This is a genomic window from Pantoea sp. GM01 (genome assembly GCF_000282675.1).
Taxonomy (GTDB): domain Bacteria; phylum Pseudomonadota; class Gammaproteobacteria; order Enterobacterales; family Enterobacteriaceae; genus Pantoea; species Pantoea nemavictus.
On sequence record NZ_AKIU01000029.1, the window covers coordinates 61,473 to 73,634 of the forward strand.

The 12,162-nt window shown below is 54.9% G+C and carries 9 protein-coding genes; 7 read left to right on the forward strand and 2 right to left on the reverse strand.

What is annotated here, in order from left to right; all coding sequences use genetic code 11:
* Nucleotides 1-131 precede the first annotated feature (131 nt).
* Nucleotides 132-1,523, forward strand: a complete 1,392-nt coding sequence (locus PMI17_RS07950; RefSeq protein WP_007887989.1) for an amino acid permease — start codon at nucleotides 132-134, stop codon at nucleotides 1,521-1,523.
* On the opposite strand, the gene PMI17_RS07955 is transcribed toward PMI17_RS07950, so the two are convergent.
* Complete coding sequence (locus PMI17_RS07955) at nucleotides 1,520-1,933, reverse strand: hypothetical protein (RefSeq protein WP_007887990.1); 414 nt, start codon at nucleotides 1,931-1,933, stop codon at nucleotides 1,520-1,522. The genes PMI17_RS07950 and PMI17_RS07955 overlap by 4 nt on opposite strands.
* A 176-nt stretch (nucleotides 1,934-2,109) precedes the next feature.
* On the opposite strand from PMI17_RS07955, the gene rstA reads away from it, so the two are divergent.
* From rstA to PMI17_RS07980, 5 genes are all read left to right on the forward strand, one after another.
* Nucleotides 2,110-2,835, forward strand: a complete 726-nt coding sequence (gene rstA / locus PMI17_RS07960) for a two-component system response regulator RstA (RefSeq protein WP_007887991.1) — start codon at nucleotides 2,110-2,112, stop codon at nucleotides 2,833-2,835.
* A complete protein-coding gene (rstB, locus tag PMI17_RS07965; protein ID WP_007887993.1) occupies nucleotides 2,832-4,142 on the forward strand; it encodes a two-component system sensor histidine kinase RstB in 1,311 nt (436 codons plus the stop codon). The genes rstA and rstB overlap by 4 nt, the downstream gene beginning before the upstream one ends.
* Nucleotides 4,143-4,154: 12 nt before the next feature.
* Entirely contained in the window at nucleotides 4,155-5,642 is a 1,488-nt protein-coding gene (locus tag PMI17_RS07970; RefSeq protein WP_007887996.1) for a carboxypeptidase M32, read from the forward strand.
* Between the two features lie 170 nt (nucleotides 5,643-5,812).
* The gene (gene asr / locus PMI17_RS07975) at nucleotides 5,813-6,283 is read left to right on the forward strand and encodes an acid resistance repetitive basic protein Asr (RefSeq protein ID WP_007888004.1); all 471 of its coding nucleotides are present in this window, start codon (nucleotides 5,813-5,815) and stop codon (nucleotides 6,281-6,283) included.
* A 279-nt stretch (nucleotides 6,284-6,562) separates the two neighbouring features.
* Entirely contained in the window at nucleotides 6,563-7,369 is an 807-nt protein-coding gene (locus PMI17_RS07980; protein ID WP_007888006.1) for a serine protease, read from the forward strand.
* 59 nt (nucleotides 7,370-7,428) lie between these two features.
* On the opposite strand, the gene hrpA is transcribed toward PMI17_RS07980, so the two are convergent.
* Nucleotides 7,429-11,325 carry an ATP-dependent RNA helicase HrpA gene (hrpA, locus tag PMI17_RS07985; RefSeq protein WP_007888008.1) on the reverse strand — a complete coding sequence of 1,299 codons (3,897 nt, stop codon included), beginning with the start codon at nucleotides 11,323-11,325 and terminating at the stop codon, nucleotides 7,429-7,431.
* Nucleotides 11,326-11,557: 232 nt separating this feature from the next.
* Between hrpA and azoR the strand changes: the two genes are divergently transcribed.
* Entirely contained in the window at nucleotides 11,558-12,157 is a 600-nt protein-coding gene (gene azoR, locus PMI17_RS07990; RefSeq protein WP_007888011.1) for an FMN-dependent NADH-azoreductase, read from the forward strand.
* Nucleotides 12,158-12,162 lie beyond the last annotated feature (5 nt).

The window sequence follows — 12,162 nt, forward strand, 5'->3', positions numbered from 1 at the left end:
TTCCCTGTTCGCACTCCGTAAAATCTGCCGCCTTGTTTTAGGTGATTCCGTTTTAAAGTTGGCAAATCGCCACCTGAGACACTAAAGGAATCGTCACCACCCAGCATACTCTGCTGCTTAGGATGGGCGTTTTGGATAAAAAATTAGGTCTTAGCGCGCTCACTGCGTTAGTGCTCAGCTCCATGCTCGGCGCGGGTGTTTTCAGCCTGCCGCAAAATATGGCAGCGGTCGCCGGTCCGGCCGCGCTGCTGATCGGCTGGCTTATCACCGGCGTGGGGATTATTTTCCTCTCGCTCGCCATGCTATTACTCACGCGACTGAAACCGGAGTTGGATGGCGGCATCTTTACCTACGCGCGCGCCGGGTTTGGTGAGCTGATGGGATTTTGCTCGGCGTGGGGATATTGGCTATGTGCGGTGATTGCTAACGTCTCCTATCTGGTGATTGTCTTCTCCGCTCTGAGCTTCTTCACCGATACACCCGAACACGTGGTGTTTGGTGATGGTAATACCTGGCAGGCAATGCTCGGTGCATCGGTGCTGTTGTGGCTGGTGCATTGCCTGGTGTTGCGCGGCGTCCAAACTGCGGCCAGCATTAATCTACTGGCAACGTTAGGTAAGCTGGTACCGCTGCTGCTATTTGTAGTGCTGGCGCTGTTGGCGTTCAATTACGATCGCTTCCGCTTTGATTTTAGCGGCGTTGAGCTGGGGGAACCTCTGTGGCAGCAGGTGAAGCAAACCATGCTGATCACCTTGTGGGTGTTTATTGGTGTCGAAGGTGCGGTGGTGGTTTCTGCTCGCGCACGTAACAAACAGGATGTTGGGCGCGCCACGCTGATGGCGGTGCTGGCGGCGCTGCTGGTTTATCTGCTGGTGACCTTGCTGTCGTTGGGCGTCATTCCGCGCGCCGAGCTGGCGCAGATGCGCAACCCTTCCATGGCCGGCTTAATGAAACACCTGCTAGGACATTGGGGCGATGCGGTGATTGCAGTCGGTTTGATCATCTCCGTTTGTGGCGCTTATCTCAGCTGGACGATTATGGCCGCTGAAGTACCGTTCCTGGCGGCACAGCAAGGCGCATTTCCACGCAGCATTGCACGGCAGAACCGTCACAACTCACCTGCTGCATCGTTATGGCTCACCAATGGCAGCGTGCAGGTGTGTCTGATTTTGATCGCCGTGACCGGCGCGGATTACAACACGCTGCTGACCATCGCCTCGGAAATGATTTTAGTGCCCTATCTGCTGGTCGGTTTATATCTGATTAAGGTGGTACGCGGTCAGAACAAACCCTGGGCGATGTTCACCGGCATTGGCGCTAGCGCTTACGGTATTTGGCTGCTGTATGCATCCGGTCCACTGCATTTATTGCTTTCGGTGGTGCTCTATGCGCCAGGTTTGTTGCTGTTTCTGTATGCACGACGCGGCGGCCGTGGCGACAACGTATTGTCACAGCTGGAACGCATCGCGATTGTGTTATTGATTGCTGCATCACTGCCCGCGTTGTGGCAGTTGAAGAATTAGTGCGGCTGGACCGGAATGGAAACGCACAGCAGGTCATCCTGCTGTGTCAGATTAAGCGGCTTGTGGTATTCCTGATGAATAGCGTCAAGCTGCTCAGCTGACAACGGATAAGGCAGCTGAATATCGAAGCGACTGATGTGCTGTTGCTCGGCCAGGGTGATCAGACGCGCGATGTTAATCTCATCGCTGACCTGAGTTGAAATGATTTGTAATGCTAATTCTTTCAGGTGATCGTCGCTGGCCGGAAGGTTATGCGCTGATTTACGTGTCACCATGCCAAAAATGGGCATCACGCCGTAAATGGCATCGACAAAACTCCAGCGTTTTTTGCAGGAAGCGGAGAGAAAATCACTGTAATTGAAGCAGATGCGATCACTGTATCCGGCTGAAGCCAGCTCTTTATCAGACACCCTCGCACTCCTCCTGTTTTTCGTTACGGTTCCGAACCTTGCGCGACAACGCGCCGCTAATAATGGCACATTTCACGGTATACATACCAGTAAGGCAGGGATATTTCGTGCGGTAGCGTAGAGCTCAGGACCAGGAAAAGCTATGCTGCTGACATTCTCACCCGTCTCAGTGAATTATGAATAAAATCGTCTATGTGGAAGATGAGCCAGAAGTTGGCGAATTGATCGCCGCTTACCTTGGCCGCCACGATATTGAAGTGATTGTTGAAACGCGCGGTGACCGCGCCGAAGCCACCATTGCCACCCACGATCCCGATTTAGTAATGCTGGACATCATGTTGCCTGGCAAAGATGGCATGACCTTATGCCGCGATCTGCGCGCCAGCTGGCAAGGCCCAATTGTGCTGCTGACTTCGCTCGATAGCGACATGAACCATATTTTGTCGCTGGAGATGGGCGCTAACGATTACATTCTCAAAACCACGCCACCCGCCGTATTACTGGCGCGCCTGCGGTTGCACCTGCGCCAGGCACATGTCGGTCAGCCTGAAGTGACGCCTGCTATTCAAAGTTCGCAGCGCGTACTGCGTTTTGGTTCGCTGACCATCGATTCGCTTAATCGCCAGGTCATCTTATTTGAAGAGAATATTGTGCTCTCAACCGCCGATTTCGATCTGCTGTGGGAACTGGCCAATCACGCTGGGCAGATTCTCAACCGCGATGCGCTGCTGAAAACGCTGCGTGGCGTGACCTACGATGGCATGGACCGCAGTATTGATGTGGCGATTTCTCGCCTGCGTAAAAAACTGTACGACAGCGCTACCGAGCCGTTCCGCATTAAAACCATCCGTAATAAAGGCTATCTGTTCGCACCACAGGCCTGGGATACCCGCTCCGCATGAGAAAGCTCTTTATTCAGTTCTATTTGCTGCTGTTCGTCTGTTTTCTGGTGATGACGCTGCTGGTCGGTCTGGTGTACAAATTCACCGCCGAACGCGCGGGTCGCCAGTCGATGAACGATTTGATGGCCAGTTCACTGTTTTTAATGCGCAGCGAACTGCGCGAGATCCCGCCCCGCGACTGGAGTAAAACCATTCGCAGCCTCGATCTCGATCTGTCATTTGACCTGAATATCGAACCCATGAGCAAATATCAGCTCGATGAAGCAGACATGAAACGCCTGCGCGCCGGTGAAATTGTGGCGATCGACGATCAGTACACTTTTTTGCAGCACATCCCGCGTAGCCATTACGTTCTCTCCGTTGGCCCTATTCCCTATCTTTTCTACCTGCACCAAATGCGGATTCTGGATATTGCGCTGCTGGCATTTATTGGCATGTCGCTGGCGCTGCCGGTATTTATCTGGCTGCGTCCGCACTGGCAAGAGATGCAGCGCCTTGAGAAAGCCGCGCAGCGTTTTGGCCGTGGCGAGCTGGACGTACGCACCCATTTTGAAAGTACCTCCAGCCTGCACAGCCTTGGCGTGGCCTTCAACCAGATGGCGGAGAACATCAATACGCTGGTGGCCAGCAAGAAACAGTTAATCGATGGTATCGCGCACGAGTTGCGCACCCCGCTGGTGCGCCTGCGTTATCGGCTGGAGATGAGCGATAATCTGACCGCAGCGGAATCCGCCGCGCTGAACCGCGATGTCGGGCAGCTGGAGAGTTTGATAGAGGAGTTGCTGACCTACGCGCGCCTCGATCGCCCCCGCGTCGATCTTCATCTGCAAACCTTTGATCTCGCCCAATGGCTTCGCGTGCATATTGAAGATGTGCAGACCATGAATCCGCAGACACAGATCGCGCTGGATATTCCGCAGCTGGAAAACGTCGGCAGCGCCGATACGCGCCTGATGGAGCGCGTGCTGGATAATCTGGTGAACAACGCGCTGCGCTATGCGCAACAGCGATTGCGCGTCAGTTTGTGGTTTGATGGCGCTATCGGCTGTTTGCAGGTGGAAGACGATGGCCCGGGCATTCCGCAGGAGGAACGAGCCCGGGTTTTCGAACCTTTCGTACGTCTGGATCCAAGCCGCGATCGCGCCACCGGCGGTTGCGGTTTAGGCCTGGCGATCGTGCACTCTATCGCGCTGGCTATGCAGGGAAATGTCTCCATCGAGAGCAGCCCGCTAGGCGGTGCCAGCGTTCGCTTTTGCTGGCCGGTTGATCTACCCTTGCGGGACATTGCGCCACGCTTACCGTCATAAGGAGCTTTTTACGTGACTTCAGCTTATCAAGAACTTAGCCGCACTTTTCAGCGTCTTTCCCGCTTTGGCCATTTAGGCGCCATTGCCGGTGTCGATATGCAAACCACCATGCCGCCAGGCGGCAGCCAGGCCCGCGGTGAAGCGATGGCCGAGCTTAGCGTGTTCATGCACGAAGTGCTGACTGATAAACGTCTCGGCGGGCTGTTTGCTGCGGCGCAACAGGAATCACTGAATGATGTCGAGCAGGTTAACCTGAGCGAGATGCAGCGGGCATGGCAGCAGGCAACGTTGCTGCCTGCATCGCTGGTGGAAGCCAAATCGCTGGCCGGTTCGCGTTGCGAGCATGCATGGCGTCAGCAGCGTCCGGCTAACGACTGGCAGGGTTTCTCGGCCAATCTGAAAGAAGTGGTGAAGCTGAGCCGTGAAGAGGCGCAGCTGCGAGCCGATGCGCTCGGCGTTTCACGCTATGACGCGCTGCTGGATGTGTTTGAACCGGGCATGACCAGCGCCCAGCTGGATCAAACCTTTGGTGATTTGAAAAGTTGGTTGCCAGACCTGTTGCAGAAAGCGGTAGTGAAGCAACAACAATCGCCCATTGCACAACCCGTTGGGCCATTCGCGATTGAATCACAAAAGCAGCTGGGCCTGAGCGTGATGAAGACGCTGGGCTTCGATTTTAATCACGGTCGACTTGATGTCAGTGCGCATCCATTCTGCGGCGGCGTGCCGGAAGATGTGCGCATCACTACGCGTTATAACGAGAACGACTTCCTCAGCGCCATGATGGGCGTGATCCATGAAACCGGGCACGCGCGCTATGAGCAAAATCTGCCGCAGCAGTGGCGCGGTCAGCCGGTGGCGCAGGCGCGTTCTACCGCCATCCATGAGTCACAAAGTCTGTTTATGGAGATGCAGCTCGGACGCAGCAAAGCCTTTCTGCAGCACATTCATCCGCAGGTAGTGGCGCTGATGGGCGATCAACCAGCGCTTGAGCTGCAAAACTTTATCCGCCAGACGCAGCGCGTGAAGCCAGGCTTTATTCGCGTTGATGCCGATGAGTTGAGCTATCCGGCGCACGTGATTTTGCGTTACGAGATCGAGCGTGCCTTGATCGAAGGCGACATTGAGGTGGAAGACATCCCGGCGCTGTGGGACGAGAAGATGCAGCAATCACTGGGCATTGATACGCGCGGTAATTATCGCGATGGCTGCATGCAGGACATCCACTGGACCGACGGTGCCTTTGGCTATTTCCCAACCTACACGTTGGGCGCGATGTACGCTGCTCAGCTGTTCCAGGCGGTGAAACGTGCGATCCCGCAGGTAGATAGCCTGATTCAGCAAGGCGAGTTGCAGCCGGTGTTTGATTGGTTACAGCAGAACATTTGGCAGCATGGCAGCCGTTTCCCCACCCAGCAGCTGTTGATTAACGCTACTGGCGAAGCGCTGAATCCGCACTATTTCCGTCAGCACCTTGAACAACGCTATCTCTCTGAGTAAACTGCGCGGCGGCCCATGCGGCCGCCCTTTTCACTTCCTTTACGCCGCTTTGTACAATCCGTTACACGCCGATACCAATGCCTCACGGAAAGCCTGAATTGTTTTTCATATAGTGTTTTCACCGGCCCCGCAGTGGGCTACACATGAAAAAATAGTTCGAGGATTTTGCAATGAAAAAATTATTTGCACTGGTGATCGCCGCTGCTATGGGTATGTCTTCTGTTGCTTTCGCTGCTGAGACTACAGCTGCTCCTGCAACGCCAGCAACGACTGCTGCTCCAGCGAAACACAAAGCAGTACATCATAAGAAACCTGCTGCTCAGAAAGCGCAGGCTGCTAAGAAGCACAAGAAAGTAGAGAAGAAAGCGCCAGCTGCACAGAAAGCCCAGGCCGCTAAAAAGCATCACAAAAAAGCAACCAAACCAGCTGCACAGAAAGCCCAGGCTGCTAAAAAGCACCACAAAAAAGCAACCAAGCCAGCTGCGCAGAAAGCCCAGGCTGCTAAAAAGCATCACAAAGCAACCAAGCCAGCTGCACAGAAAGCGCAGGCTGCTAAAAAGCACCACAAAGTAACTAAGCCAGCTGCACAGAAAGCTCAGGCTGCTAAAAAGCATCACAAAGTGAAAAAAGCGGCTAAATAAGGTTTACCTTTAGCGCCAACACCGCATTAATGATTGAAAACACCCGGTTAAGCCGGGTGTTTATTTACTGGAGTAGCGAAAAATGGTGCGTCGCTATCGCTTCGAAATTATTCTGATTGTGATGATCCTCTGTGGCATAGTTGCAGCCAGCTTTTTTATCTAGTCGTTGTAGCGTGCTGATTACTCCAATATTTCTCCCTTTTTTACCGCTCACCGACTATAGTTATCGCTCAAGCGTGATGACAACAACTTCTACTTATTCTCGCCATTGAGAGAACTATGCGCCTGGCTATCCTGTTACTTGTTGGTCTTTTCAGTTTTAACCTCGCAGCACATGCCGATGATGAAGATGGGCCTAGCCCGGAAGACATCAAAACCTTGTTCTTTGGCAAAGATCACCGCCAGGCGATTAGCGACGTGAGTGCTGCGCCCTGGGATGCCATCGGTCAGTTAGAGACCGAAAGCGGTAACCTCTGTACTGCCACCTTGATTTCTGCCCATCTGGCGTTAACTGCCGGGCACTGTTTGCTGGCGCCGCCGGGCAAGTTCGATAAGCCGGTAGCGCTGCGTTTTATGGCCAGCGCAAAAGGCTGGCGTTACGAGATTCATGATATTGATGCGCGCGTAGAGCCCTCTTTAGCGCGCAGATTGCAGGCTGACGGCGAAGGCTGGATCGTGCCGCCGGGTGCTGCACCTTACGATTACGGGCTGGTTATTTTGCATAACCCGCCGTCCGGCATTGTGCCGATTCCGCTGTTTGAAGGTTCCCGTGGCGATTTGACGGCTGCACTGAAAACCACCGAGCGCAAAGTGACGCAAGCGGGATATCCGGCCGATCACCTGGATACGCTCTATTCGCACAGTGATTGTTTAGTTACCGGCTGGGCACAGCGTGCGGTGTTATCGCACCAGTGCGATACCTTGCCAGGCGACAGCGGTTCGCCGCTGCTGTTGAAAAATGGCGATGAGTGGCAGTTAATTGCGGTGCAGAGTTCGGCGCCCGCACCGGCAGATCGTTACCGCGCCGATAACCGCGCCATTGCGGTGCCGTCCTTTAAAGATAAGCTGGAAGAGTTAGCACAATAACCCGCCCGCTGCGCGGGGGGTCGCCATTCATGGCGACCTCCATCACATCGCTCTACTAATTAACTCAGCTGCTCCATCGCTTGCAGAATGCGCTTATCCGAAATCGGATAAGGCGTACCCAATTGCTGCGCAAAATAGCTAATCCGTAGCTCCTCCAGCATCCAGCGAATCGCCAGCACTTCCGCATCATCCTGCCGCTGCGGTGGCAATTTATTACGCCATGTCTGCCATGCCTGCTCAACCGCCTGCACTTTCAGCATGCGCGCGCGGTCGCTGTGCGGATCCACCGGCAGTTTCTCCAGACGCCGCTCAATACCCTGCAGATAACGTAGCGTATCGCCCAAATGCGACCAGCCGTTGCCGGTAACAAACCCGCGATACACCAGGCCATTCATTTGCGCTTTAATATCGCCTAATGCCAGCGCCAGCGACATATCCACGCGTCCTTTCAAAAACTTGTTGATATTGAACACGCACGTCAGGATCTGTTCGACCTGTTTGGCGATAGTGACAACGGTTTCATTCAAATCGGCACGCACTTTGTCGCGCAGCTGTTCGAAGTTCTCCTGCTGCCACGCCGGACCGCCCGCGTCTGCCATCAGCTTATCCACGCCGCAGGCGATGCAGTCATCGATCAGCTCCAGTACTTTGCCGTACGGATTGAAGTACAACCCAAGCTTGGCTTTGTTTGGCAGCTTCTCGTGCAGATACTTGGTCGGCGACGGGATGTTCAGCAGCAGCAGACGACGCTGGCCGCGCCACATCATTTTCTGCTGCTCGGCTTCGCTATCAAACAGACGAATCGCCACGCTGTCTTTTTCATCGACCAGCGCAGGCCAGGCTTTAACCTGATAGCTGCCGCGTTTTTGCTCGTAGCTTTGTGGCAAGTCGCCAAAGCTCCAGATGTGCAACCCGCTCTGCTCCAGACCATCATCCGCCACTTTTGACAGCGTTTCCTGCACCTTGCCCTTCAACAACAGCTTGAGCTGGTGCAGGTTTTTGCCTTCCTGCAGTTTACGATTGTGCTCATCGACTACGCGGAAAGTCATTTTCAGATGATCGGGCACCTGATCCCACTGCCAGGCTTCCCGGTCAATGGTGACGCCGGTCATGCGGCGGAACTCACGCTCCAGTGCATCCAGCAGCGGTTGTTCCATGGCAGTGACGCGACCAAGAAACGCTTCGGCGTAATTAGGTGCAGGCACCAGATTACGGCGTACCGGCTTCGGCAAGGATTTGATTAGCGCGATAACCAGTTCGCGGCGCACGCCCGGAATCTGCCACTCAAAACCGGTTTCTTCAATTTGGTTGAGCAGCGGCAGCGGAATGTGCACCGTCACGCCATCGGCATCCGCACCCGGTTCAAACTGATAGCTCAGTTTGAGTTTCAGGTTGCCCTGATGCCAGAAGTTAGGGTAATCGAGCTGGCTGACTTTATCGGCGCCATCTTTGATCAGCATTTGCTTATCAAAGCTCAGCAGATCGGGATTCTCTTTGCTGGCCTGTTTCCACCAGCTATCGAAATGGCGCGCCGACACCACGTCGCTGCCAATGCGGCGATCGTAGAACGCGAATAGCGTTTCGTCATCGACCAGAATATCGCGGCGGCGCGATTTGTGTTCCAGATCTTCGATTTCGCTGCGTAGCTTCAGGTTATTACGGAAAAACGCGTGACGCGTCTGCCAATCACCTTCCACCAGCGCATGACGAATAAACAGCTCACGGCTCAGCTGTGGGTCGATGCGGCTGTAGTTAACTTTACGCGCCTGCACGATCGCCAGGCCGTAAAGCGTCACTTTTTCCGTCGCCATCACCGCGCCCTGCGCTTTTTCCCAGTGCGGTTCACTGTAGCTGCGCTTGATCAGATGCTGCGCCAGCGGCTCAATCCACTCCGGATCGATACGCGCGGCAACGCGGCCCCACAAGCGGCTGGTTTCGACCAGTTCGGCCACCATGGTCCACTTTGGCGGCTTCTTAAACAGGCCGGAACCGGGGAAGATCGAGAAGCGCGCGTTGCGAGCGCCGGTGAACTCCTGCTTCTCATTGTCCTTCTGCCCAATGTGCGACAGCAAGCCGGTAAGCAGCGCGCAGTGTACTTCGCGGTACGGCGCCGGTTCGCTATTGACCGGCATGCCTTGCTCTCGGACTACCTGGCGCAGTTGGGTATAGATATCCTGCCATTCGCGCACACGCAAATAGTTGAGGAAGTCAGTTTTACACTGGCGGCGGAAGTGATTGCTGGAGAGCGCTTTTTGCTGCTCCTGCAGATAATTCCACAGGTTAACGAACGCAAGGAAATCGGACTCTTTATCGGCAAAGCGCCGATGTTTTTCATCAGAAGCCTGCTGTTTGTCCGACGGACGCTCGCGCGGATCCTGAATCGACAGCGCGGCGGTGATGATCATCGCTTCCCGCACGCAGCCAAACTTTTGTGCTTCCAGCACCATACGCGCCATACGCGGATCGACCGGTAGCTGGGCCAGCTGGCGGCCTGACGGTGTCAGCTTATAGGTTTCATCTTCACTCAGCGTAATGGCGCCCAGCTCTTCCAGCAGGCGCACGCCATCCTGAATATTGCGTTTATCGGGCGCTTCGACGAACGGGAAAGCGGCAATGTCGCCCAGCCCCAGCGCCGTCATCTGTAAAATCACCGATGCGAGATTGGTACGCAGAATTTCCGGATCGGTAAATTCCGGGCGGCTAAGGAAATCGTCTTCTGAATAGAGACGAATACAGATCCCTTCGGAAACGCGGCCGCAGCGCCCTTTACGCTGATTAGCGGAGGCTTGAGATATCGGCTCAATCGGCAAGCGCTGCACTTTAGTGCGGAAGCTGTAGCGGCTAATGCGCGCGGTGCCGGGATCGATAACGTACTTGATGCCAGGCACCGTCAGCGAGGTTTCCGCGACGTTGGTGGCCAGCACGATGCGGCGTCCGCTGTGCGACTGGAACACGCGGTTTTGTTCGGCATTCGACAGGCGCGCATACAGCGGCAGAATCTCGGTGTGTGCAATATCACGCTTCATCAGCGCATCGGCGGTATCGCGAATTTCGCGTTCGCCGCTCATAAAGATCAGAATATCGCCGCGGCTCTCCTGCCCAAGCTCATCCACCGCATCGAAAATCGCCTGTAGCTGATCGCGATCGGTATCGTCGGCGTCTTCCACCATCGGACGATAACGGACTTCCACCGGATAAGTCCGGCCAGAAACTTCAATCACCGGCGCATTATGGAAGTGACGCGAGAAACGCTGCGGATCGATGGTCGCCGAGGTGATGATCACCTTTAAATCGGGACGACGCGGCAGCAGTTCGCGCAGATAGCCGAGCAGGAAATCGATGTTCAGACTGCGTTCGTGCGCTTCATCGATAATGATGGTGTCGTACTGCAATAACAGGCGATCCTGCTGGATCTCAGCCAGCAAAATACCGTCAGTCATCAGCTTAACCTGAGTGGTTTCGCTGACCTGATCGTTAAAGCGCACCTTGTAGCCGATGGTGCCACCGAGCGAGGTTTCCAGCTCATCGGCGATGCGGTTCGCTACGGTGCGCGCCGCCAGACGACGCGGCTGAGTGTGGCCAATCAGGCCTTTGACGCCGCGCCCCAGCGCCAGACAGATTTTTGGCAACTGGGTGGTTTTACCCGATCCGGTTTCACCCGCCACAATCACCACCTGATGCTCACGGATGGCATCGGCAATGTCCTGCTGCTTCTGACTTACCGGCAGGTTTTCTGGGAAGGTAATGCGCGGAGTCGCCGCCGTACGCTGCGCAAGGCGCTGTTCGGCCGCGACAAATTCCGGTTCCAGTTCAGCCACAATCTCCTGCTGCTTAACCGGATTTTTCACCTTTGCCGCGCCCAGCAAACGTCGGCGCAGGCGTTGACCATCGCGCAGCGTCAGATTATCGAGCCGCGTCCAAAGGGAGGCTAAAGGAGAAGGTGCGGATGATGACATAGCGATGCGTTACCTATTGTTGCAGCAAACCGGAGACTTTCCCGGCGGATTCAAGCAATTAATGGTCGCCATCATAGCACAATTTGGAACGCCTGCCTGAGCGGGACGTGCGAGCTTGTTCAATAATTTCGAACATAGATCTCGAAATATTGCGCTTTTACCTCGCGGGCTAACTCCGTACAGTGTAAAGCATTGAGCGGTAAGCCAACCGCGTAACGCACAGGAAAATACCATGAGCAAAGTTTTAGTTCTGAAATCAAGCATCCTCGCTGGATACTCTCAGTCAAATCAACTGGCTGACTTCTACGCTGAAGAAGCACGCGCCAAAGGTGACTCAGTGACCGTGCGTGATTTAGCGGCTCAGCCGATTCCAGTCCTGGATGGTGAGCTGGTTGGCGCGCTGCGTCCTTCAGACGCCCCGCTGTCTCCGCGTCAGCAGGAAGCGCTCTCGTTATCTGACGAACTGATTGCTGAACTGCAAGCCCATGACACCGTGGTTATTGCGGCGCCAATGTACAACTTCAACATCCCAACCCAGCTGAAAAACTACTTTGACCTGATTGCCCGCGCTGGCGTGACCTTCCGTTACACCGAAGCAGGTCCAGAAGGCCTGGTGACCGGCAAGCGTGCGGTAATCCTCTCCAGCCGTGGCGGCATCCACAAAGATACGGCCAGCGATCTGCTGACGCCATACGTGAAACTGTTCCTCAGCTTTATCGGTATCACTGACGTGAACTTCGTGTTCGCGGAAGGCATCGCTTATGGTCCTGAAGTAGCCACCAAAGCGGCTAACGATGCCAAAGACGCCATCAAACAAATTGTTGCTGCGTAATCATT

Bases quoted from the DNA above. Each gene is read 5' to 3' on its own strand.
- rstA (WP_007887991.1), top strand. From the start codon at position 2,110: ATGAATAAAATCGTCTATGTGGAAGATGAGCCAGAAGTTGGCGAATTG.
- rstB (WP_007887993.1), top strand. From the start codon at position 2,832: ATGAGAAAGCTCTTTATTCAGTTCTATTTGCTGCTGTTCGTCTGTTTT.
- asr (WP_007888004.1), top strand. From the start codon at position 5,813: ATGAAAAAATTATTTGCACTGGTGATCGCCGCTGCTATGGGTATGTCT.
- PMI17_RS07980 (WP_007888006.1), top strand. From the start codon at position 6,563: ATGCGCCTGGCTATCCTGTTACTTGTTGGTCTTTTCAGTTTTAACCTC.
- hrpA (WP_007888008.1), bottom strand. From the start codon at position 11,325: ATGTCATCATCCGCACCTTCTCCTTTAGCCTCCCTTTGGACGCGGCTC.
- azoR (WP_007888011.1), top strand. From the start codon at position 11,558: ATGAGCAAAGTTTTAGTTCTGAAATCAAGCATCCTCGCTGGATACTCT.